General features: G+C 69.1%; 19 protein-coding genes and 2 pseudogenes. 16 read left to right on the forward strand and 5 right to left on the reverse strand.

Annotation, left to right across the window (positions count from 1 at the left end; all coding sequences use genetic code 11):
• Positions 1–10: 10 nt before the first annotated feature.
• The 3 genes and pseudogenes from ACH492_RS22775 to ACH492_RS22785 all read right to left on the reverse strand — a co-directional run.
• Positions 11–160, reverse strand: a pseudogene (locus ACH492_RS22775) (ABC transporter substrate-binding protein); the annotation flags it as partial.
• Entirely contained in the window at positions 115–348 is a 234-nt protein-coding gene (locus tag ACH492_RS22780; RefSeq protein WP_398989314.1) for a hypothetical protein, read from the reverse strand. The pseudogene ACH492_RS22775 and the gene ACH492_RS22780, both read right to left, overlap by 46 nt.
• On the reverse strand, positions 345–842 hold the full coding sequence (locus tag ACH492_RS22785) for a GNAT family N-acetyltransferase (protein WP_398989316.1): 498 nt from the start codon (positions 840–842) through the stop codon (positions 345–347). The genes ACH492_RS22780 and ACH492_RS22785 overlap by 4 nt, the downstream gene beginning before the upstream one ends.
• Positions 843–1,242: 400 nt before the next feature.
• On the opposite strand from ACH492_RS22785, the gene ACH492_RS22790 reads away from it, so the two are divergent.
• From ACH492_RS22790 to ACH492_RS22835, 10 genes and pseudogenes are all read left to right on the forward strand, one after another.
• Positions 1,243–2,106 (forward strand): amino acid ABC transporter permease, encoded by an 864-nt coding sequence (locus tag ACH492_RS22790; protein ID WP_398989318.1) that lies wholly within the window; start codon positions 1,243–1,245, stop codon positions 2,104–2,106.
• A complete protein-coding gene (locus ACH492_RS22795) occupies positions 2,103–3,869 on the forward strand; it encodes an FAD/NAD(P)-binding protein (RefSeq protein WP_398989320.1) in 1,767 nt (588 codons plus the stop codon). Before ACH492_RS22790 ends, ACH492_RS22795 begins: the two co-directional genes overlap by 4 nt.
• A gap of 58 nt (positions 3,870–3,927) precedes the next feature.
• Positions 3,928–4,804: pseudogene (locus ACH492_RS22800) on the forward strand (amino acid ABC transporter permease).
• 5 nt (positions 4,805–4,809) lie between these two features.
• Positions 4,810–5,562 carry an amino acid ABC transporter ATP-binding protein gene (locus ACH492_RS22805; RefSeq protein WP_398989739.1) on the forward strand — a complete coding sequence of 251 codons (753 nt, stop codon included), beginning with the start codon at positions 4,810–4,812 and terminating at the stop codon, positions 5,560–5,562.
• A 12-nt stretch (positions 5,563–5,574) separates the two neighbouring features.
• Complete coding sequence (locus ACH492_RS22810) at positions 5,575–6,546, forward strand: ABC transporter substrate-binding protein (protein WP_398989322.1); 972 nt, start codon at positions 5,575–5,577, stop codon at positions 6,544–6,546.
• 25 nt (positions 6,547–6,571) lie between these two features.
• On the forward strand, positions 6,572–7,639 hold the full coding sequence (locus ACH492_RS22815; RefSeq protein ID WP_398989324.1) for an LLM class flavin-dependent oxidoreductase: 1,068 nt from the start codon (positions 6,572–6,574) through the stop codon (positions 7,637–7,639).
• A gap of 17 nt (positions 7,640–7,656) precedes the next feature.
• Positions 7,657–8,937 carry an NtaA/DmoA family FMN-dependent monooxygenase gene (locus ACH492_RS22820; RefSeq protein WP_398989740.1) on the forward strand — a complete coding sequence of 427 codons (1,281 nt, stop codon included), beginning with the start codon at positions 7,657–7,659 and terminating at the stop codon, positions 8,935–8,937.
• A 5-nt stretch (positions 8,938–8,942) separates the two neighbouring features.
• Positions 8,943–9,755: a DUF1684 domain-containing protein gene (locus ACH492_RS22825; RefSeq protein ID WP_398989326.1), complete on the forward strand. Its 813-nt coding sequence runs from the start codon at positions 8,943–8,945 to the stop codon at positions 9,753–9,755.
• Positions 9,756–10,013: 258 nt separating this feature from the next.
• Entirely contained in the window at positions 10,014–10,913 is a 900-nt protein-coding gene (locus ACH492_RS22830; RefSeq protein ID WP_398989328.1) for a S1 family peptidase, read from the forward strand.
• 128 nt (positions 10,914–11,041) lie between these two features.
• Positions 11,042–11,527 carry a hypothetical protein gene (locus ACH492_RS22835; protein WP_398989330.1) on the forward strand — a complete coding sequence of 162 codons (486 nt, stop codon included), beginning with the start codon at positions 11,042–11,044 and terminating at the stop codon, positions 11,525–11,527.
• Positions 11,528–11,534: 7 nt separating this feature from the next.
• On the opposite strand, the gene ACH492_RS22840 is transcribed toward ACH492_RS22835, so the two are convergent.
• Positions 11,535–12,437 carry a DUF4231 domain-containing protein gene (locus tag ACH492_RS22840; RefSeq protein WP_398989332.1) on the reverse strand — a complete coding sequence of 301 codons (903 nt, stop codon included), beginning with the start codon at positions 12,435–12,437 and terminating at the stop codon, positions 11,535–11,537.
• Between the two features lie 231 nt (positions 12,438–12,668).
• Here ACH492_RS22840 and fxsA point away from each other — a divergent pair, with 231 nt between their 5' ends.
• From fxsA to fxsT, 5 genes are all read left to right on the forward strand, one after another.
• Complete coding sequence (gene fxsA / locus ACH492_RS22845) at positions 12,669–12,833, forward strand: FxSxx-COOH cyclophane-containing RiPP peptide (RefSeq protein WP_307664385.1); 165 nt, start codon at positions 12,669–12,671, stop codon at positions 12,831–12,833.
• A 9-nt stretch (positions 12,834–12,842) separates the two neighbouring features.
• A complete protein-coding gene (gene fxsBH, locus ACH492_RS22850) occupies positions 12,843–15,050 on the forward strand; it encodes a radical SAM/SPASM protein FxsBH, inactivated beta-hydroxylase extension form (RefSeq protein WP_398989334.1) in 2,208 nt (735 codons plus the stop codon).
• Between the two features lie 70 nt (positions 15,051–15,120).
• Positions 15,121–15,831, forward strand: a complete 711-nt coding sequence (locus tag ACH492_RS22855; protein ID WP_398989741.1) for an AAC(3) family N-acetyltransferase — start codon at positions 15,121–15,123, stop codon at positions 15,829–15,831.
• 112 nt (positions 15,832–15,943) lie between these two features.
• Positions 15,944–17,284, forward strand: coding sequence for a TIR-like protein FxsC (locus ACH492_RS22860; RefSeq protein WP_398989336.1), 1,341 nt, complete (start codon positions 15,944–15,946; stop codon positions 17,282–17,284).
• Positions 17,268–21,209: an FxSxx-COOH system tetratricopeptide repeat protein gene (gene fxsT / locus ACH492_RS22865; protein WP_398989337.1), complete on the forward strand. Its 3,942-nt coding sequence runs from the start codon at positions 17,268–17,270 to the stop codon at positions 21,207–21,209. Before ACH492_RS22860 ends, fxsT begins: the two co-directional genes overlap by 17 nt.
• Positions 21,210–21,417: 208 nt before the next feature.
• On the opposite strand, the gene ACH492_RS22870 is transcribed toward fxsT, so the two are convergent.
• A complete protein-coding gene (locus tag ACH492_RS22870) occupies positions 21,418–22,272 on the reverse strand; it encodes an alpha/beta fold hydrolase (protein ID WP_398989742.1) in 855 nt (284 codons plus the stop codon).
• 187 nt (positions 22,273–22,459) lie between these two features.
• Between ACH492_RS22870 and ACH492_RS22875 the strand changes: the two genes are divergently transcribed.
• Positions 22,460–23,272 (forward strand): slipin family protein, encoded by an 813-nt coding sequence (locus ACH492_RS22875; RefSeq protein WP_398989339.1) that lies wholly within the window; start codon positions 22,460–22,462, stop codon positions 23,270–23,272.
• The last annotated feature ends 190 nt before the right edge of the window (positions 23,273–23,462 follow it).

Raw genomic sequence — 23,462 nt, forward strand, 5'->3', positions numbered from 1 at the left:
TGGCGTCGGTTCACTTGATCTCGGGTGGCGAGATCTGCGACTTCTCGATCGCCGACTCGGTCGTGCTCCACTTCTTCAGGATCCGGTCGTACGTCCCGTCCGTCTTGAGCTTGTTCACCGCCGCCTGGAAGGCGGGCGCCAGCGGGGTGCCCTTCTTGAATCCAGCTTCGCGACCGCCTCGTCCTTCGCGACCGCGGACACCACATCGGTGGTGGGGAGCTTGCCGGGCTTCGCACCCGGCTTGGCGCCGGCGCCGGCGGTCGCCGGGTCGCCGGAGCCGCAGGCGGTCAGCGTCAGCGTGGCGGCTGTGATCAGCGTGAAGACGACGGCGTGGCGTGTCCTGCTCATGATGCTGGGGTCTCCAGGTGCTTCTCGAACGGCAGCGGGCCGATCGACTCCGGATCTGCGGACAGATCGAACAGAGGGCGGTATCCGGCGGCCAGATAGAGGCCCTTGGCCTCGGGCTGGCGCGGTCCGGTGGTCAGATAGATCCGGGAGTAGCCGCGGTCGGCGGCCTCTCGCTCCAGTACGCGCAGCACCCGCCGGGCAAGGCCGCGGCGGCGGTGCGCGGAGTGCGTCCAGATCCTTTTGAGCTCGGCCGTGCTCGCGTCGTAGCGGCGGTACGCGCCGCCGGCCACCGGCCGGCCCTGCTCCAGGAGCAGCAGGAACGCGCCGCAGGGCGGAGCGAACTCCTCGGACGGGTAGCGCTCCAGATCGAAGGCGGAGCCGTACCGGCTGATGTATTCGTGCGCCAGCTCCTCCAGGAGCGGGCGGGCCAGGGGGTCGTCGACCGTGGTCCTCAGTACGGACAGCGCGGAGCCACGGCTCGGGGTGAACGTCATGCGTGCCCTTCTTCGAGCAGGCAGAAGGAAGCGGGGTACGGCGAGGGGAGAGATGCGCGTGCTGTGCGTGTGAAGGCGCGAAAAGCGGAAGAGGGCGCGAAAGCGCGCGAACACCGAGAAGCAGCGGGGGTCAGCTCAACAGGAAGAGGACCACACTCGACCGAAGTCGATGTGGGAGCGCGTGACCAGCCACTGCTGCGAATGCATGGCTCAAGTGGAGCAGGCATCCGTTTCCGCGTCAACTGCCTTGAGATGTACGGCTCACAGTCTGGACAGGCTTGACAGCGGGCCGCTTCGACCGTCTAGCCTCAGACACGGATCGTGCTGAGGGGCTCGGTCCACGTTGTGTTTCCAGTGAAGGCATTCCCGTGTTCGATCTCTGCATCCACGGAGCCTTCGCATGGCTGTGTCAACAGACACCCTCCCCGAATCATCCGTGGCCGGGCCGGCCAAGACCGACGCTGTGCAGCCGCGTATCGTGCCCGTACGCCGAACTGGCCAGTGGGCGGCGGCAGTTGTCGTACTGCTGCTGCTCGCGGGCGCCGTCAGCTCCGTCGTACGCAACGACGCCTTCCAGTGGGACGTCGTCGGCGACTACTTCACCTCGGCCTCCGTACTGCGCGGACTCGGCCTCACCCTCTGGCTGACCGCCGTCGTCATGGTGCTGGGCTTCGCGCTCGGCACGCTGCTCGCCGTGATGCGGCTGTCCGCCAACCCCGTGCTGCGAAACGTCAGTCGGGGATACACCTGGCTGCTGCGCTCGACGCCGATCCTGGTCCAGCTGCTGTTCTGGTTCAACATCGGCGCCCTCTACCCGCAGATCCTCGGCGTCAAGACGGTCAATCTGCTGAGCCCGGTCACCATCGCGATCATCGGGCTCACGCTCCACGAGGCCGCGTACGCCGCCGAAGTGGTGCGCGGCGGGATCCTCTCCGTCGAGCGCGGACAGATCCAGGCCGCCGAGTCGCTCGGCCTCGGACGCCGGCGCAGACTCCGCCGGATCGTGCTGCCGCAGGCCATGCGCTCCATCGTGCCGCCCGCCGGGAACATGCTCATCGGCACCCTGAAGGGCACCTCGATCGTCAGCGTGATCGCCGTACAGGACCTGCTCTACTCGGTGCAGCTCGTCTACCACCGCACCTATCAGGTCGTGCCGCTGCTGCTCGTCGCCACCATCTGGTACGTCGTGGTGACCTCGTTGCTCAGCGTCGCCCAGCACTATGTCGAGCGGTACTACGCCCGCGGCACGGCGGGCGCGCGATGAGACCGTCCATCGTCGTGATCGGAGCCGGTCCGCGGGGGACCGGATTCCTGGAGCGACTGGCCGCCAACGCCCCCGAGCAGTACGGCGATCTGCCGCTGGACATCCATCTGGTGGACCCGCACCCGCCGGGCGGTGGCCGGATCTGGCGCCATGAGCAGTCCCCGCTGCTCTGGATGAACTCCATGGCCGAGGACGTCACCATGTTCACCGACGACACGGTCGAGCAGCAGGGTCCGGTTCGGCCGGGCCCCACGCTCGCCGAGTGGGCCGGTCTCGACGGCCAGACCTTTCCCGGCAGACAGCAGCAGGGGGCGTATCTGCGCTGGGTGTACGAGGAGGCGGTGGCCGCCCTGCCGCCGACCTTCACGGTGCACGAGCACCGGGCGACCGCCGTGCGCGTCGGCGGTCCGCGCGCAGGCCGCCAGCGGGTCTGGCTCGAAGGGCGTACGGAGCCGCTGACCGCCGATCTGGTGGTGCTCACCCTCGGCCACCTCGACGCCGAACTCGACGACGAACAGCTTGAGTTGGCCGACTTCGCACGCCGTCACACACTGCTCCATCTGCCGCCGGACTTCACCGCCGACAGCGACCTCGACGGGCTCCCCGCCGCTGAGCCCGTCCTCGTCCGCGGCTTCGGACTGGCCTTCATCGATCTGATGGTGCTGCTCACCGAGGGGCGTGGCGGACGGTACGAGAACGGCGAGTATGTGCCATCGGGCCGGGAGCCCGTCCTGTACGTCGGATCGCGGCGCGGTGTCCCGTACCACTCCAAGATCGGTTACGGGCCGCAGGGCGAACGGCCCCCGCTGCCACGCTTCTTCGGATCCGCCCAGGTCGACGCGCTGCTCGGCGGACCCGTCGACTTCCGCCGCGACGTATGGCCCCTCGTCGACAAAGAGATCGGCTATGCCCACTACCACCGGCTCTTCACCGCCCACCCCGAGCGCACCGCGGTCAACTGGCCCGACTTCGAGGAGAAATACGCAGCCGCCCAGCCCGGCAGCCCGGAGCTGCACACGCTGGTCGCCGCCTCCGTCCCCGACCCCGGCGACCGCCTCGACCTCGAAGCGCTCGACCACCCGCTCGACGGGGTGCGCTTCGGCTCGTACGACGCGCTCCAGGACGGGTTGCGCGGCTACATCACCGCCGACCTCGACCGCCGCCACGATCCCGCGCACAGCGAGGACCTCGCCGTCTTCCTCGGACTGCTCTCGGTCTACGGGCAGCTGATCCGGCTCGGCGACATCGGCGGCTGGTGGCACGGCTTCTTCAGCTATCTCGCTTCCGGCCCGCCCGGCCCCCGGCTGCGCCAGCTCCTCGCCCTCTCCCGCGCCGGAATCGTCCGCTTCCTCGGCGCGGGCATCACCGTCGAGGCCGACGAGAAGCGCGGCATCTTCCGGGCGGGCAGCGCCAGCGTGCCGGGGGAGTGGATCGAGGCGCGGGCGCTGGTCGAGGCCCGGCTGCCGGAGCCTTCGCTCGAGCGCACCCGCAGCCCGCTGCTGCGCGCGCTGTATGCGGACGGGGCCGCCGCGACCCCCACCGGACTGCTCTCGGTGGACCCCGAGGACGGCCGGGTGCTCGACCGCTCGGGCCGGCCGCATCCGCGCCGCTTCGCCCTCGGTCCGCACACCACCGCCCGGGCGAGCGGAGCCTTCACCCGGCCGCGCACGGGAGGCCCGGCCTTCGCGCAGAACGACGCCACCGCGCGTACCGCGCTCGCCCTACTGCGTGACCTCGCGTGTCACAGCCGCCTCACCGCGTGATCGCAGACCCCGTTCTCGTACACCCATCACGGAACCTCACGGAACTCGAAGGAACCCCATGTCGCTCACCAGCGATCCACCCAAGGCGGCCGTCGTCGCCACCGAGGACTACGGCGCGCTGAAGGTCGTGTCCGTACGCCACCCCTGGCGCTGGGTCGCCGTCGCCGCCACCGCCGTACTCGTCGCGCAGTTCCTGCACGGACTGGCCACCAACCCCGCCTGGGAGTGGGACGTCTTCGCCCGCTTCTTCACCGCGGAGACGATCCTCAAGGCGGTCTGGGTCACCCTCCAGCTCACCTTCTACGGCACGGTGCTCGGCTTCGCCCTCGGCATCCTGCTCGCCTTCATGCGGCTGTCGGCCAGCCGCTTCCTCACCTCGGTGGCCGTCGCCTACATCTGGGCGTTCCGCTCCATCCCGCTCATCGTGCAGCTGCTGTTCTGGTTCAACCTCGCCTATCTCTACAAGGAGCTGCAGTTCGGGATTCCCTTCGGACCCGGCTTCTACTCCTTCGACACGATGGGGCTGGTCGGCGCGCTCGGCGCGGCCGTCCTCGGACTCGCGCTGCACCAGGCGGCGTACGCGGCGGAGATCGTGCGCGGCGGTGTACTGGCCGTGGACAGCGGTCAGTTGGAGGCCGCGGCCGCCCTCGGCATCCCCAAGCTGCGCCAGCTGCGGCGTCGTGCTGCCGCAGGCGATGCGCTCGATCCTGCCCAACGCCGCCAACGAGATCATCTCCCTCTTCAAGGGCACGTCGATCGTCTCCGTCATGGCGATCGGCGAGCTCTTCTACCAGGTCCAGGTGGTCTACGGACGCAACGGCAGGGTCGTCCCGCTGCTGATGGTCGCCACGGTCTGGTACATCCTCCTGACCGCCGCGCTCTCCGTCCTCCAGCACTACGTCGAACGTCACTACGCCAAGGGGGCCGCGCGATGAGCGCCATGGTCGAAGTCAGGTCGGTCCACAAGAGCTTCGGGACGCTGGAGGTGCTGCGCGGCATCGACCTCGAGGTCCGCGCCGGAGAGGTGACGGTCGTCCTCGGCCCCTCCGGCTCCGGGAAGTCGACCCTGCTGCGCACCATCAACCATCTGGAAAAGGTGGACAGCGGCTGGATCAGCGTCGACGGCACGCTCGTCGGCTACCGCCGCTCCGGCGACAAGCTCTACGAGCTGCGTGAACGCGAAGTTCTCAGACAGCGCACCCAGATCGGCTTCGTCTTCCAGAACTTCAATCTGTTCCCGCACCTGACCGTGGTGGAGAACATCATCGAGGCACCCGTCTCGGCGCTGAAGCGGCCCCGCAAGGACGCGGTCGCCGCCGCCGAGAAGCTGCTCGCCCGGGTGGGCCTGGCCGACAAGGCAGACGCCTACCCCCGACAGCTCTCCGGCGGACAGCAGCAGCGCGTCGCCATCGCCCGCGCGCTCGCCCTCGAACCAAAACTGCTCCTTTTCGACGAACCCACCTCCGCCCTCGATCCCGAGCTGGTCGGTGAAGTCCTCGACGTCATCAAGGACTTGGCGCAACAGGGCACCACCATGATCTTCGTCACCCATGAGATCGGCTTCGCCCGCGAAGTCGCCGACACCGTCGTCTTCATGGACGACGGCCGCATCGTCGAGCAGGGCACACCTGCCGCGGTGCTCGAGCGCCCACAGCACGAACGCACCCGCGCCTTCCTCTCCAAGGTCCTCTGAAGGAGTTCGGACATGATCACCCGACGTATCACGCTTGCCGGAACCGCCATCCTCTTCCTCGGCCTGCTCACCGCCTGCGGCACGAGCGACGCCGCGAACGACCAGGTCAAGCCCGCGGGAGGGACCGGCGATGCCATCAATCTCGGCCCGAATCAGAACCGTATCCATGCGAAGAAGGCCGACGCGATCGCCGCGAAACTGCCGGAAGCCGTACGCAAGCGAGGCAGCCTCACCCTCGGTGTCTCCACCGGCAGCGCCCCACCGCTCAACTTCTACGCCACCGACGACAAGACCCTCATCGGCGTGGAACTCGACATCGCCACCCTCGTCGCCGACACCCTGGGGCTGAAGCCCGACTTCCAGGCCGTCTCCTGGGAGAACCTCTTCGTCGGCCTGGACAGCGGAAAGTTCGACGGCGTCTTCTCCAACGTCACTGTCACCGAGGAGCGCAAGGAGAAGTACGACTTCGCCACGTACCGGCTCGACGAGCTCGCCTTCGAGGCGAAGAAGGGCGGCGACTGGCGGGTCAAGGGCCCAGGGGACGTGGCGGGCAAGACCATCGCCGTCGGCTCCGGCACCAACCAGGAGGAGATCCTCGTCGACTGGAGCATGGAGAACGAGAAGGCCGGACGCAAGCCGGTGGACATCAAGTACTTCCAGAACACGACCGATTACTACCTGGCGCTCCAGTCCGGCCGCATCGACGCCTATCTCGGCCCCAACCCGACCGCCGCGTACCACGTGGCCTCGGCCGGACAGACCGAGATCATCGGGCACTTCTCGGGCGGCGGCGCGACCATCCAGGGCAAGATCGCCGCCACCACGAAGAGGGGCAGCGGCCTGGTCGAGGCCTACGCCGCCGCGATCGACCACATCGTCAAGGACGGCTCGTACGCCAAGGTGCTGAAGCGCTGGGGGCTCTCGAGCGAGGCGGTCCCGAAGGCCGAGATCAATCCGCCCGGCCTGCCCAAGCCCAAGAACTGACCAGCACCAGAAAGGCACTTCTGCCATGTCCGCCACCCGGCCTCTTCATCTGGCCGTCGCCCTCGACGGCCCGGCGCACTACGACGCCGCGTACTACGTCGGCCTCGCCCGGCTCGCCGAGCGGGGCGCACTCGACTTCGTGACCCTGGGCGACTCCTTCGCCCGGCCCGGGCTCGACGCCCTCGCCGTACTGTCGAGGGTCGCGCCCGTCACCGAACGGATCGGCCTGGTGCCGACCGTGACCACCACCCATACCGAGCCCTTCCATGTGTCCACGGCCGTGGCCACCCTCGACTGGGTGAGCCGCGGCCGGGCAGGCTGGCAGGTCGATGTGTCGACCACCGAGGCCGAGGCCCGGCCCTTCGGCCGCCGCCCGGCAGCGCCCGCGGGCGCGCTGTGGCGGGAGGCCGCCGATGTTGCCGACGTCGCCGCCCGGCTGTGGGACAGCTGGGAGGACGACGCCGAGATACGCGACATATCGACAGGGCGGTTCGTCGACCGCGCCAAGCTGCACCACGTCGACTTCGAGGGCGGCACGTTCAGTGTGCGCGGCCCGTCGATCGTCCCCAGGCCGCCACAGGGCCATCCCGTTATCGTCGTGGACGGCACTGGAGAGCAGGGCAGGGAAGCCGCCGCCCGGCACGCCGATGTCGTTCTCGTACGGGCGGGCGCACCCGACCAGGCCGCCGCCCTCCGCGACGACATACGCCGGCGTGCCGAGGCACACGGCCGTGACCCGGACACACTCCGGGTGCTGGTCTCGCTCGTCGTCGACCTCGGCGAGAGCGAGTCCGCGCCGGACCCCGGCCCCGGCAGCGACCCGCAGCTCGCCGGGGGCGGCCCGCACTACAGCGGCGGCCCGGTCGACCTCGCCGAGCTGATCACCCGGTGGCACGGACAGGCGGCGGTGGACGGCTTCCATCTGGCGCCCATCGCACCCCACCGGGACCTGGAGCGGATCGTCAACGGCACGGTCGCGCTGCTCCAGCACCGCAGTCTGTTCCGCACCTTCTATCCGGGCGGCTCGCTCCGCGAGCACCTGGGCCTCGCAAGGCCCGCCAACCAGTACGCCCTCGCCGGGGGAACCACATGACCGCCGTACGCAAGCAGATGCACCTCGCCGCCCACTTCCCGGGCGTCAACAGCACCACCGTCTGGGCCGACCGCCACTCGAAGAGCCAGATCGACTTCTCCTCCTTCGAGCATCTCGCCCGCACCGCCGAGCGCGGCCTGTTCGACTTCTTCTTCCTCGCCGAGGGGCTGCGGCTGCGTGAGCACAAAGGCGAGATCCACGACCTGGACGTGGTCGGCCGCCCCGAGTCGATCACCGTGCTGAACGCGCTCGCCGCCGTCACCGACCGGCTCGGCCTCGCCGCCACCGTCAACGCCACCTTCAACGAGCCGTACGAACTGGCCCGCCGGCTCGCCTCCTTGGACCATCTCAGCGGCGGCCGCGCCGCATGGAACGTCGTCACCTCCTCCGACGCCTTCACCGGGGAGAACTTCCGGCGCGGCGGCTTCCTCGACCGGGCCGACCGCTATACGCGGGCCGCCGAGTTCGTCTCCGTCGCCCGCAGACTCTGGGACTCCTGGACGCCGGCCGGGACAGCCCGCCCCTTCGCCCACAGCGGCCAACACTTCGAAATAGAGGGTGAGTTCACGGTCCCGCGCGCGCCACAGGGCCACCCAGTCGTCATCCAGGCGGGCGACTCCGACGAGGGCCGGGAGTTCGCAGCGTCCGCCGCGGACGTGATCTTCACACGGCGCGGGACGCTGGAGGCGGGCCGCGCCTTCTACGCCGACGTCAAGCAGCGCCTCGCCCGCCACGGCCGCCGCCCGGGCGACCTCAAGGTGATGCCCGGCGTCACCTTCGTGCTCGGCGACAGCGACGCCGAGGCGCAGGAGCGGGCCGCGGAGATCCGCCGCCGACAGGTCTCCCCGCAGAACGCGATCCTCGCCCTGGAGCTGGTCTGGGGCCGCGACCTCTCCTCTTACGACCCCGACGGGCCGCTCCCCGACATCGATCCGGATCCCGGCTCCGAGCTCGTCCAGGGCCGGGTGAAGCACGGCGACCCCTTCGCTGTCGCCGCCAAGTGGCGTGCCCTGTCGGAGGCCAAGGGGCTGTCGATCCGGCAGACCGTCATCGAGACGACCAGTCGGCAGTCCTTCATCGGCACCGCGCGGAGCGTGGCCGCCGCGATGGACGAGTTCGTGTCGACGGACGCGGCCGACGGCTTCATCCTCGTCCCCCATCTCACCCCCGGCGGCCTCGACGGCTTCGTCGAGCAGGTCGTGCCGCTCCTCCAGGAGCGCGGGGCCTTCCGCACGGAGTACACCGGCACGACGCTGCGATCACACCTCGGGCTCGCCGAGCCGGTGTGGAAAGGTTGATCACCATGGGCACAGACGCCCACGCGGACGCGGATGCGGAAGCCGCGCAGGACTGGAAGGGCTGGCACGAGCACCGCACCGTGACAGTCTCGGCGCCGTACGGACCGCTGTCCCTCACCGGCACGCACTGGCTCTCGGACTACCCGGAAGGTCGAATTCCGGCCGTCCCGGGCCAGTGGCGGGATGACGGCGACAAAGTGGTGCTGACCGCTGCCGCCGAGGATGGTCTGACCGTCGACGGACAGCCGCTGACCGGCGACGTCCGGCTGACGGCGGACCACGGATCGATCACCGACGCCCGGGTCGCGCACGGCGGTCGGCACCTTGTCGTGCTGCGCCGCGAAGGCCTGTGGGCGGTACGGGACTTCGACCCGGACTCACCGGCGCGCACGGCCTTCCAGGGCATCGAGGCGACCGCGTACGACGCCCGTTGGACGCTGCCGGGGCGCTTTCGTCCGTACGAGGAACACCGCAGCGTACGAGTCGAGAACGCCGACGGACGCGAGCGCGGCCTCGGCCTCGGCGGCGAGATCGTCTTCGAGATCGACGGCCAGGAGCGCACCCTGCAGGTCGCAGTCGAGCCGGACGGCTCGCTGTGGGCAGTCTTCGCCGATGCCACCAGCGGAAACAGCAGTTACCGCTTCCGTTTTCTGCGGCCCTCCGCACCGGCCGCGGACGGCACGGTGACGGTCGACTTCAACCGTTCGCTGCTGCCGCCGTGTGCCTTCGCGGACCACTTCATCTGCCCCTTCCCACCCCCTGGCAACACCCTGGAGGCCTGCGTCCCCGCGGGCGAACGGAACCTCCTGGGCGGCTGAGCCGTCCTACCGGCCGGACAAGTGCGGCACAGCCCCGGCGGCCACCGAGCCGCCGGGGCGCTGTGCCGTGGGCGCGCGGAGCGGCCGAAAGGCGCCCTTGCGCGGCAAGTTGACGCCCCGAATACTCCCGAACAGCGCTTGTCAGGAGCACGGCTTGTCCGAAAATCGAACGCTCTTCATCGAACGTGCTTCATGGCTGCGCCTCACGGGCCCCGAACCCCACAACGGGCCCCCAATTCCCCTCTGGAGGAACGACAAGTGAGGATCAAGCGCACCACCCCCCGCAGTGGCACGGCGAGACGTACGCGTCTGCTCGCCGTCACCACTGGCCTGATCGCCGCCGCCGCGCTGGCCGTCCCCGCCGCCAACGCCAACCAGGCCCAGACCTTCAGCGCCAACCAGCTCACCGCCGCGAGCGACGCCGTACTCGACGCGGATGTGGCAGGCACCGCCTGGCACATCGACAAGGCCGCGGGCACCCTGGTTGTCACGGCCGACAGCACCGTCTCCCGGGCCGAAATAGCCAAGATCAAGCAACAGGCCGGGTCCAACGCCGGTGCGCTGCGCATCGAGCGCACCCCCGGCACGTTCTCCAAGCTCATCTCCGGCGGCGACGCCATCTACGCCACCAGCTGGCGCTGCTCCCTCGGATTCAACGTCCGCAGCGGCAGCACCTACTACTTCCTGACCGCCGGTCACTGCACCGACGGCAACCCGCCCTGGTACACCAACTCCTCGCGCACCACGAGCATCGGTCCCACGGCCGGATCCAGCTTCCCGGGCAACGACTACGGCATCGTGAGGTACTCCAACACCTCGCTGTCCCACCCGGGCACCGTCGGCGGCCAGGACATCACAAGCGCGGCCAACGCCACGGTCGGTATGTCCGTCACCCGCCGCGGCTCCACCACGGGCACCCACAGCGGCTCCGTCACCGGCCTCAACGCCACGGTCAACTACGGTGGCGGCGACATCGTCTACGGCATGATCCGCACCAACGTCTGTGCCGAGCCCGGTGACAGCGGCGGCCCGCTCTACTCCGGCAGCAGGGCCATCGGCCTGACCTCCGGCGGCAGCGGCAACTGCTCCTCCGGCGGCACGACGTTCTTCCAGCCGGTCACCGAGGCGCTCAGCGCCTATGGAGTCAGCGTCTACTGACGCACCACCTTCACGGTCGGCAGCAGTCGAGCCCTCGTCCGTATGACAGGACGGGGGCTCGACGTCGCGTCCCCTTTTGAGAGGATGTCAGAGCGGTCGGGCATGGAGGGACGGGGAAGTTGCGGTCAGTGAAACGCATTGGAGTGACCGGCCACCGAGGAATCCCTCCCGAGGCCTACGCCCACATCCGCGCCGGAATGCACGCCGTGCTCTGCGGCCACGACGGCTCGATGGAGGCACTGTCCAGCCTCGCGGCCGGAGCCGATCAGCTCTTCGCGGACATCGCCCTGGCCTGCGGCGCGGAACTGACCGTGGTCATCCCCAGCGGGGACTACGAGGACGGCTTCACGGCCCCCGACGAGCTGGCGCGCTACCAGCGCCTCAAGGGCCGCGCCACCCGGGAGGTCAAGCTCGCCTTCCCGTACTCCACCGACGAGGCCTACTACGCGGCAGGCGCCTACATCGCCGACAACTGCGACCGCCTTCTCGCGGTCTGGGACGGCCGCCCCGCCCGTGGCTACGGCGGCACGGCCGACATCGTCCGCTACGCACGCGATCTCGGAAGGCCCGTGACGGTCATCTGGCGCGACGGGCTTGAGCGCCACTGGATCTGATTGACCATCAACTTCGGTGTCTGACCAGCCAGTCGGTGTGCTGAGGCGAGACGATGCGCTCGGTCTCGTACACCGCTGACGGCCACTCCACATCGCTCACGGTGGTCTCCATCGCCGTATGCATCGCCGCGAGGTCCTCCTCCACCAGCGAGTGGGCCGCGATGAGAGGTTGATGGCGGCGTATCTCGCTCCACGCCAGACACGCTGCCGCCGCCGAGGACAACAGGCCGGCCATCTCGACGGATTCGGCGAGCGAGAAGGTACGCAGCAGTGCGAAGAACAGCGCGAGCAGGGTGAGCAGCCCGATCGAGGCGGACCACAGGACGGTCGCGCGGCGGGATATCTCCTTGCGACGGTGATACCAGTTGCGCTGCTCGATCAGCCGGTCCCTGACATACGTCTCCTTGCGGACGCTGAAGGCCTTGGCACGCAGCCGCCGCATGGGTGTGGTGATCAGCTCCCCGGCCGCCACCTCCGGCACGCTCGGGCGCGGGTCCTGCCAGCCGACTTTGGTCAGTTCCCGCAGCCCTTCCTCCAGCCGCACGGTGAACAGTTCGTCCGCATCGGTGGAGTTGGAGTCGAAGGGTGCTCCATGGACCGCGTAGCGCCAGCACATCGACTTGATGAACTCCGCTGCGGAGCGGTTGAGTTGCCAGTGCGACTTTGCTCTGCGCCTCGATGAGCGGTAGCTGAGGATCAGCACCCCGGCGTACGCCAACGCGCTGAGTGCTCCGGGGAGTTGGAAGGTGTCGCCGAGCTTCAGTGATGACGGCAGCGCCGCCAGGGCCGCGCCGGCGACCAGTAGCAGCAGCTGGTAGCGGGTGGCGCCGACGGCCTCGCGCTGGCGCGAGATGGCTATCGCGTCCGTGTGGTGGAAGAGAACCGGCAGATCAGTGTTTCTGAAGACCATGCTTTGCAGTGGGCCGGGAAACACGGTCATGCGCACCCCTGTCTGCAGTTTTGTCTTCACTCTTTAGGCGGAATGGCTTGTTCCGTACTCTCCTGCGAGAATGCGATGCAACTCTTTTGTTCCGTCTCCACGTGCTGAGTTGCTGCGAGTGGCCATGAGAGTAAAGTCGTGCCGCCGGCATCGCAACGGTGCGTGGTATCTGTGCTGGACACAACATCAAGGACGGCCCCCATGACGTTTCAGACCTCCGCGTCCTTCGCGGCTGCGAAGAAGAACCGCGTTCCGCTGGCACAGATCGATGTGCGTAGCACCGATACCGCCAGGAAGCTGGCCCGCGTCCTTCCGGCCGCCGCCGACCGCACTCTGCGCGCTTCCACGTTCAACTCGGCGCTCTAGACTGGCGGAATGACTGGACCCCTGGTCCCATTCCGCGAGATCGTATTGAAGGTTCACAGCAGGTGTGATCTTGCATGTGACCATTGCTATATCTATGAACACGCTGATCAGAGCTGGCGTACCCGCCCAAAGGCAATCTCTGACGATGCGATTTCCTGGACAGCTCTGCGACTGGCCGAGCATGCCAAGAGTCATGCCCTGCCCTCCGTGTCAGTGATCCTGCACGGAGGGGAGCCTCTTCTGGCAGGACCCGCACGACTGCGACGTATCTGCGAGGAGCTGACCGCAGCCCTCGACGGAGTAGCCGAGCTCGACCTTCGGATCCATACGAACGGCTTACAGCTCTCCGCGCGCTACCTGGACCTCTTCAGCGAGTACAACGTCCGGGTCGGGATCTCCCTCGACGGCGACCGAAGCGCGAACGACCGCCATCGTCGCTTCGCAGACGGACGCACCAGCCATCCGCTGGTCCTCAGGGCCGTCGAACTGCTCCGGCAGGAGCGCTACCGCCACCTCTATCTCGGCCTTCTCTGCACGATCGACGTGGCCAACGACCCGATCGCCGTGTATGACGCGCTCACCGAGCTGGAGCCTCCCCTCATCGACTTCCTGCTCCCGCACGCCACCTGGGACGACCCGCCGGCCCGCCCCGACGGCTCACCCACCGCGTACGCCGACTGGATCCTCGCCGTCTTCGACCGCTGGGAGTCGAAGGGCAGAAACGTGCCGGTACGGCTCTTCGAGTCCGTGCTCTCCACGCTCGGCGGCGGCCCCAGCCTCACCGAGTCCCTCGGCCTTGCCCCCACCGACCTCGTCGTCGTCGAGACCGACGGCACCCTGGAGCAGGTCGACTCGCTCAAAAGCGCCTACGAAGGCGCGGCAGCCACCGGATTCGACGTCTTCACGCACCCCTTCGACGACGTCGCCGCCCACCCCGGCGTCAGGGCGCGCCAGCTGGGCCTAGCGGGAGTCAGCGAGACGTGCCGGCAGTGTCCGGTCGTACGGTCGTGCGGCGGCGGGCTCTACACCCACCGCTACAGCTCCGGCAACGGCTTCGACAACACCTCCGTCTACTGCACCGACCTCGAGGCGCTGATCCGGGGCATCGAGCAGCGCACGGCCGCCTCGACGGTGTCGCCGGCGGTCACGGACCCGGGCGTGCTGATGGCCGAACACCAGGACCTGACCCGCACACTGCTCGCCGAACTCCATCAGGAGCTCGACGGGCGGGGCGGCGAGAAGTGGGACGAGGTCTGGCAGCTGGCAGGCGCCCTGGAAGGGCACGCCGATGTGCTCGACGCGGTGTACGGCCATCCGTACACCTACACCTGGCTGCAGGACACGCTGGCCGCGCTGCGGACGGGACGGCCGGAGGCGGTCCCACTCGCGCTCCGGCTGGCGTCGTACCTCGCCGCGGCGGTCGTACGAGGCGGGCTCGACCTCCCCGTCCGGATGCCGTACCGGGACGGCAGGCTCTGGCTTCCCACACTCGGCGAACTGCGGCTGACCGGTCCCGGGGAGCCGGGCGAGGCCGAGGTGCGCCTGGCCGAGAAGGGCTTCCAGGTGCGGGTGGACGGACGTGCGCCGGTGTACGTACGCACCGACGGGGAGAGCGACGGCTGGCGGCCCGTGCGCACGCTCGGCGGCGACGGGGCGCCCGCACTGCGGCTCGACGACCTCGACCCGTACCGCAACTGCTTCGGCGCCCCCGTGCGGGAGCGGCTCGGCGCGGGCGAAGTGGCCGACTGGAGCGAGCGGCTGGCCGGGGCCTGGGAACTGCTGCGGCAGGCCGCACCCGAACAGGCCACGGAGGCCGCGGACTGTCTGACAACCCTGACGCCGCTGGTCTCGGGAGAGCCGTCACTGGGCCGGCACGGCTACGGTGCGCTGGGAATCGCGCTGCCCGACAGCCCCGAAGAGCTGGCGCTCGCGCTGCTGCGCGGATTTGGACGGGCGAAGCTGCACGCGCTGGTCGAGGTCACGGATCTCTATGCACAGGACGGCTGGTGGCGCCACCCGGCACCCTGGCAGGACGAGCCCGTCGCGGCGTCCGAGCTGCTGGCCGGGGCGTACGAACGAGTGGGCCTCGCGGCCTTCGAACCGGCCGGTGCCCACCAGGCCGAGCGCGCCCTGGAAACCCTGGAGCGCGCGGCGGAGCTGACCGTCAGCGGGCGGCGCCTGCTGGACGAGCTCCGCAAAGAGGCCGGCCGTGGCTGACGGCGGGCGCGGACGTGGACGCGGATGCGGGCTGGCCCAAACGCTGCGCGGGCTGGGCGTACAGGACGGCATGACGCTGCTCGTCCATGCCTCCCTGAGCGCCACCGGGCTGCGCGCGGACACCGTCCGTGACGCGCTGCTGGACGTGCTGGGCGCGGACGGCACGCTGGTGGTGCCCGCGTTCACCATGGAGAACTCCGACACGTCCCACTCGTACCTGGCCCGGGTGCGCGGGATGACACCCGAGCAGGCGGCGGCCTTCCGGGCGGAAATGCCGGCCTTCGACGCCGCTGCCAGCCCGAGTCAGGGGATGGGCCGGTTGGCCGAGTCCGTGCGCACCGCCGAGGGGGCCGTGCGCAGCGCCCATCCGCAGACTTCTTTCACGGCGCTGGGGCGGCGGGCCGCGGAACTACTCTCCCCGCATCCGCTGACTTCCCATCTCGGCGAGGACTCACCGCTCGGAGCTCTCTACCGGGCGCGGGCGCAGGTGTTGATGATCAATGTGGATTTCGCCGTCTGTACTGCATTCCATCTCGCCGAATATCGCACCGGATCGCCTCTGCGCACCTACCGTTGTGTGGTGCAGCGACCCGGCGGGGGTAAGAAATGGACGGAGTACGAGGACGTCGATCTGGACGACAGCGATTTCGACGCGATCGGCGCCGCCTTCACATGGGGCATGGAACACAAGGGACAACTGGGAGGAAGGCCCGCAAGGTTGTTCTCGATCAAGGACGCGGTCGACCATGCGGCGAGCTGGATGACCGAAAAGCGGTGTTGACTGACTGAACGTCGGGGAGATGGAGTGTGTCGGGCTCCGGAATGATTAATTCGCTCGCATCTCTCATCGATGCTGGGTGTCGGGGCGGGCGTTCGCGCAGGACGGGGGTCGTGTGGCAGATTTAGCGCAGCGAGCGGCGGACCATAGGCCGTACTTCTTTCTGAGTTACGCGCACACGCCGCGGTACGGGGCCGGGGGCCCTGACCCGGACATGTGGGTGGAGCGGCTCTTCCGCGATCTGTGCGGCCATGTGATGGCCATGACCGATCTGCCGGCCGGTGCTCCGGCCGGGTTCATGGACCGGGAGATCCGCTCGGGGGAGGGCTGGTCGGAGCGCCTGGGTGAAGTACTGGCCACCTGCCGGGTGTTCGTGCCGCTGTTCTCGCCGCGGTACTTCGCCAGCGAGATGTGCGGCAAGGAGTGGTACGCCTTCGCCCAGCGGGCGATCTACCACCAGGCCAAGAGCAACAGGCCCGCGGAGGCGATCGTGCCCGCGCTGTGGGTGCCGATGCCGCCGGAGCAACTGCCGGGGCCTGCCGAGCGGTTGCAGTTCAACCACCGGGCCTTCGGTGACCGCTACGTCACCGACGGCCTCTATGGGCTGATCAAACTCCGGATATTCGCCGAGGAGTACGAGGCCGCCGTCTATGAACTCGCCAAACGCATTGTCAGCGTCGCCGACACTACGCGCGTCGGCTCGGGCAGCCCCGTCGACTACCGGCAGGCGCCCAGCGCCTTCGGCAAGCCCACCGGCGGCCCCCGCCCGATGCATGTGACCGTCGCCGCGCCCACCAGCCACGAGCTGCCCGAAGGCCGCACACCCGACTACTACGGCAAACAGTCCCAGGACTGGAATCCGTACCACCCGGACTCGGCACGGCCGTTGGCGTACGTGGCCCAGGACCTGGTGCGCTCGCTCAACTACCAGGCGACGGTCTCCTCGTTCGACCATGAGTCGCCGCCCGACCTGAGCCAGCCGCCAACCCGGCCCGAGATACTTCTCGTCGACCGCTGGGCGCTGGAGGACGAGGACCGGCGCGAGCGGCTCGCCGCCTTCGACGCGGAGCCGCGCCCCTGGGTGAGCGTCGTCGTCCCCTGGAACCGCGACGACCCGCAGAGCCGGGTGTCCGAGGCCGAGCTGGTCCAGAAACTGGAGCGCACGATGCCCCACCAGATGCGCCAGGGCCGGGCCGCCTGCCGGGCCGCCGCCAGAGGCGTGCTCAGCATGGAGGCGTTCGGCCAGATCCTGCCCCAAGTGGTGGAGTCGGCTGCCCAAGAGTATCTGCGGCACGCCGAGGTCTTCCCGCCCGCGGCGCCCCCGCCTCCCGGAGCCCGCTCTTCCGAACGGCCCAGGCTCCGCGGCCCGATGGCCGAGTACGGCACCACCCACTACGTCCCGAACACGCGTGACATCGCCCCCGATGCGGAGGACACGGATGACGGCCAGTCGTGACGGACGCATCGTCACCTTCTATTCGTACAAGGGAGGTACGGGCCGCACGATGGCCCTGGCCAACACGGCCTGGATACTCGCCGCGAACGGCAAGCGGGTCCTGGCGGTCGACTGGGACCTGGAAGCGCCCGGCCTGCACCGCTTCTTCCACCCCTTCCTCGACCCCTCCACGCTCGGCGCCACCACCGGGGTCATCGATCTGATCACCGAGTACGCATGGGCCGCGACCAGCCCCGAGCCGCGCCGCGACGACTGGCATCTCGACTACGCGCGCATCCAGCCGCACGCCGTCTCCCTCACCCCGGAGAGCCTCGGCTGGGAGTTCCCCGACGGCGGCACACTCGACTTCGTCTCCGCGGGCAAGCAGAACCGCGAGTATTCGGCGACCGTCTCCACCTTCGACTGGGACAACTTCTACGATCGGCTCGGCGGCGGCCACTTCTTCGACGCGCTGCGCGAGGACATGAAGGCCAACTACGACTACGTCCTCATCGACAGCCGTACCGGCCTGAGCGACATCGCCGACATCTGCACCGTCCATCTGCCCGACATCCTCGTCGACTGCTTCACCCTCAGCGACCAGTCCATCGACGGCGCCGCCGCGGTGGCCCGGCAGATCGACGAGCGGTACGGCGGCCGGGGCATCCGGATCTTCCCGGTCCCGATGCGGATCGACGAGGGCGAGAAGGAGAAGGCGGACGCCGGACGTGCGCTGGCCCGGCTGAAGTTCGACCGCTTCCCCACCGGCCTCGCCGGGGAGGACCTCACGGCCTACTGGGGCGCGGTGGAGATTCCGTACCGGCCCTACTACGCCTACGAGGAGACCCTCGCCACCTTCGGCGACGAAGCGGGCCTGACCAACTCCCTGCTCTCCGCCTTCGAACGGCTCACCGCCGTCATCACCGACCAGCGGATCACCTCGATGCCCGCCATCGGCGAAGAGGTCAGGCTCCGGATCAGGGATGCCTTCACCCGCCGCCGGCCCGCCCTGCCCGCCGACCTCTTCCTCAGCTATGTCGCCGAGAACCGCATGTGGGCCGACTGGGTGGAGTCCCTGCTCACCAGGGCCGGCTTCCGGGTCGTGCCGCGCGACGTCTCGGTCGAACGGGACCCGGCCGACCCGGACGAACTCGCCGCGGAGAACGCCGCCCGGACCGTGGTGCTGCTGTCCACCGCATATCTCAAGTCCGCCCGGGCTGTGGAGCTCTGGTCGCGGGCCGCGGCCGAGGACCCCGGCGGCGGCAGGCACCATCTGCTGCCGATCCGGGTCGGCGACGTCCGGCTCACCACCCCGTACATCGACCGCAACCCGGTGGACCTCTTCCGGCTCGACGAGGTGCACGCCGCCACCGCGCTGTTGCGCGCGCTGGACCGCCCGGTCCAGCTCTCCGACAGCGCCTCGCCGGGGCCGCGCTTCCCCGGGACCGTGCCGAAGATCTGGAACGCGCCGCCCCGCAACCCAGGTTTCACCGGACGCTCGGTGGTGCTGGAGCGGATGCGCGACCAGCTCGGCGGCGGAATGGCGGTGGCCGCGGTGCTGCCCCAGCCGCAGACCCTGTACGGACTCGGCGGCGTCGGCAAGACCCAGGTCGCCCTGGAGTACGTCCACCGCTTCATGGCCGACTACGACCTGGTGTGGTGGATCTCCTCCGAACAGTCCGACGACGTGGTCGCCGGACTCGCCGAACTCGCCGTCCGGCTCGGCGCCCAGGGCAGCGAGGACATGGCGGCCGCCTCGCAGGAGGCCATCGACCTGCTGCGGCGCGGAGTGCCGTCCTCCCGCTGGCTGCTGGTCTTCGACAACGCCGACGACCCCGAGCAGCTCAAGCGGTTCTTCCCGCCGCAGGGGCCCGGGCACATCCTGGTCACCTCCAGGAACCAGACCTGGTCGCAGTACGGGGACGCGCTGCCCGTCGACGTATTCCTGCGCGAGGAGTCCATCGAGCACCTCCAGCGGCGGGCCCGCGGGCTGAGCGTCGAGGACGCCGACCAGGTCGCCACCGCCGTCGGCGACCTGCCGCTCGCCGTCGAACAGGCCGCGGCCTGGATCGCGGAGACCGCCACACCCGTCGCCGCGTATCTGGAACAGCTCAAGGAACAGGCCGCAAGCGTCCTCGCGCTCAACCAGCCCCCCGGCTATCCCGAGCCGGTCGCCGCGACCTGGAACGTCTCCATCGAACGGCTCAAGGAGCGCTCGCCCGCCGCGGTGCGCCTCCTCCAGCTCTGCGCCTTCTTCGCCCCCGAGCCGATTTCCGCGAACCTCCTCTACAGCAAGGAGATGATCGACGCGCTCAAGCCGTACGACTCCTCGCTGCAGGAGAAGCTGGTGCTCGGCCGGGTCATCCGGGAGATCGGCCGGTTCGCGCTGGCCAAGGTCGACCAGGTCTCCAACAGCATCCAGGTGCACCGACTGGTACAGGCGGTCATCCGGGCCCAGCTGACCGAACAGGAGCAGCAGGACGCGCGGCACGCCGTCCACCGGGTCCTCGCGGGCGCCCGGCCCGACGACGACGAGCCGATCGACAACCCCGAGACCTGGCCGCGGTTCGCCAGCATCTGGCCGCACCTCGGCACCTCCGAGGCCAGGTTCTGCAAGGAGCCCGAGACACGCCGGCTGATGATCGACCGCGTGCGCTATCTGTGGAAGCGCGGCGACCTGAACGCGGCGTACACGCTCGCCGACGAACTGCGCGAGATCTGGCGCGAGATGCTGGGCAATGACGATCTGCAGTATCTCTATCTCCGCTTCCACCTCTCCAACATCCTTCGCTCGCAAGGCCGTTATGTGGAGGCCAAGGAGCTGGACGAGGTGACCCTGGAGCGTCAGCAGGCGGTGCTGGGTACCTCCCATCCGCATACGTACATGACCACCAGCGGTCTCGCGATGGACCTTGGCACCCTCGGCCAGTACGGCAGGGCGATGGAGCTGGCGACCGAGGCGCACGAGGGATTCAGCCAGATCTTCCACGAGTCCCATCCGCGTACGCTCGCGGCAGCCAACAACCTGGCGCTGAATCTGCGCATGGTCGGCCAGTACGCGCGAGCCCGCGAGATCGACCAGGAGGTCTTCGACCGGCGCACCGAAGTACTCGGCCCGGAGCATCCGTACACCCTCTCCTCGGCCATGAACCTCGCCCGTGACCTGCGGGAGGTCGGACGGTACGAGGACTCGGTCGCGCTGCTCAGCCGGACGTACGACCTCTACAAGGAGCAGCTCGGCCGGGCCTTCCCGGGCACGCTGGCGGCGGCCAAGAGCCTCGCCGTCTCGCTGCGCAGGGCCGGGCGGATCGAGGACGCGCGGCGGCTGACGACGGCCACCCGCAACCGCTATCGCGCCAAGTACACATCGGCCAACCCGGACTCGCTCGCCTGCGATCTGAATCTGGCGGCCGACCTGTTCGCGGCCGGGGAGCCGGTCGCGGCGCGGGATCTGGCGCAGGAAGTCGTCGACCAGTACATCAGGGTGCCGGGGGAGCGGCACCCGTACACCCTGGCCGCCGTCAACAACCTGGGCATCTTCCAGTGGGGCTGTGGCGCTCCGGATGCCGCGGAACAGTTGCTGGTGAAGGCGTCCAGGACGATGCGGGAGGTCCTGGGCGAGAACCATCCGCACGCCCTGTACAGCACCATCAACCTCGCCAACGCGCTTGCGGATCTGGGCGGTCTGGAGGAGGCGCTGGAGATCGAGCAGCGGACCGTGAGCCGACTGCGCGAGGTGCTGGGCTCGCACCATCCCGAGGTGCTCGGCATCGTCTCCAACATGTCCGTCACGCTCGGCCTGCTCGGCCGCAAGGACGAGGCGGCGCATGTGCGGGCGGAGACTGTGGTGGAGTTGCAGCGACTGCTCGGTGAGGAGCATGCGCTGACCAGGATCGCGCGGGACGAGCGCAGGGTGCACCGCGATCTGGAGCCGCTTTCCGTCTGACCCTGGGGCTCCGCCCCGGACCCTCCCCCTACGCCCTGCGGGCGTGGGGGGACCCCCATGCCTCAAACGCCGGCGGGGCTGAATTTTCCCGCCGGTCGGCCTGAAAGTTCAGGCCCACCGGCGGAGAATCAGCCCGTTGGGGGTCCCCCGGACCAAGTCCGGGGGAGATTGAGGACGAACCGGCTGCCGGACGGCCCCGGTCACCCGGTCACCTCTCCAGCAGCCACGTCAGGATCCGCGGCAGCGCATGCAGCGCGTCGAAGTGCGCGGCGGTCGGTTCGAGTACGGCCGTCGCGCCGGGGATGCGCTGCGCCAGCCAACGGGAGTGGCCCACGGGTGAGAAGACGTCCTTCTCGCCGTGCCAGAGCATCACCGGGCCCTTGATGTCGGCGGGGTCGAAGCCCCAGGGGCTGCAGAAGGCGAGTGCGTCATCGATCCAGCCGTACGCGGAAGTACGCAGCGCCTCCTGGTAGTTGCGAAGCAGCATGGACCTGACGCCCGCGTCCGACACCACCATCCGGTCGGATTCGGTCAGCTCCCTGCGCAGATCGTCAAGCAGCCGGACCGGGTCCTTCCTGATCTCGGCGGAGCGCAGGATGAACCGCTCGGTCAGCCCTGCCGGGTCGTCCGACGCGCTGGTGTACTCCAAGACATTGGACGCGGCCATGCCCTCGAACCAGTCGAGTCCGTCGGCGTCCCTGGGCGCGAGCGTCACCAGAGCGGCGGTACGGGTGATCCGCTCCGGCATGAGGGCCGCGCAGGCCAGCGCGTGCGGTGCGCCGCCCGAGCGGCCCACCACGGCGAACCGCTCCAGGTCGAGCTCGTCGGCGATCGCTCGTACGTCCTGGGCGACATCGGCGACGCTGCGTCCCGCCAGCCGGTCCGAACCGCCGTAGCCGGGGCGGTCGTACGCGATCAGCTGTGTGCCGCGCTGGTACAGCACCATGCCGCGCGGCGCCGGGCCCAGCCTGCTGCCGGGGGTGCCGTGCAGCAGGAACACCGGTCTGCCGCGCGGATCGCCCAGCCGTTCCACCATCAGATGCCGCCCGTCCGCCACGCGCATCCGACGTCGCACTCCCGAGCCCCCTTCGCCGTAAGTGCCCCGTGCAGGCATGTGAGCCTTGGCATTCCCCACCGATTCGATGATTACCCATCAAGGCCCTGACCGGGACTGCCTTTGTAGTCATTTGGGGGTTACCGTCGAAGAGGTACGTGCAGGCGCGTCCACATCGCACTCCAGGGGGCCCGTGATGATTGAGGCACTGGTGACGGCCGGCGTGGCCGTAGCGTCAGCGGGCGTCGTCTATGTGATGGCGGCGGCCCGGGTGGTCAAGCAGTACGAGCGGGGTGTGGTCTTCCGGCTCGGAAGGCTCAAGTCCTCGGTACGCGGCCCGGGTTTCACTCTGATCGTGCCCATCGTGGACCGGCTGCGTAAGGTCAATCTGCAGATCGTGACCATGCCGGTGCCCGCGCAGGACGGCATCACGCGGGACAACGTGACGGTGCGGGTCGACGCGGTGATCTATTTCAAGGTCGTCGATGCCGCCGATGCCGTGGTCCAGGTGGAGGACTACCGGTTCGCGGTCTCGCAGATGGCGCAGACGTCGTTGCGGTCGATCATCGGCAAGAGCGATCTGGACGATCTGCTGTCGAACCGCGAAAAGCTCAATCAGGGGCTGGAGTTGATGATCGACAGTCCGGCGATCGGATGGGGCGTTCAGATCGACCGGGTGGAGATCAAGGACGTCTCGCTGCCCGAGACGATGAAGCGGTCGATGGCACGGCAGGCGGAGGCGGACCGTGAGCGGCGGGCCCGGGTCATCAACGCGGACGCGGAGTTGCAGGCATCCAAGAAGCTGGCAGAGGCGGCCGGGGTGATGGCGGAACAGCCCGCTGCGCTTCAGCTGCGGCTGCTCCAGACCGTGGTAGCCGTCGCCGCGGAGAAGAACTCCACCCTGGTGCTGCCCTTCCCGGTGGAGCTGCTGCGGTTCCTGGAACGGGCCCAGCAGCCGCTGCCGCCCGCGGAACCCCGTCCCGCGGAGACGAAAACAGGACAGGACTAGTCCTTACGCGCTGCCCATGGTCCGGTTGCACGCGGTGTTCGCAAACGAAACCGACCAGTGGGGACGCTTCCTGTGAAGGCACTGTGAACGCACCCGCGTTGTCGTGTGCGCGTCCTGAAGTCGACCTTGTGTGCTACCGATCGGTATCGGAATAGTGGGCGCTCCATCCTCCGTGTCCTGGCACCCCACT

It is taken from the genome of Streptomyces sp. NPDC019443, assembly GCF_044389785.1.
In the GTDB taxonomy this organism is placed as follows: Bacteria; Actinomycetota; Actinomycetes; order Streptomycetales; family Streptomycetaceae; genus Streptomyces.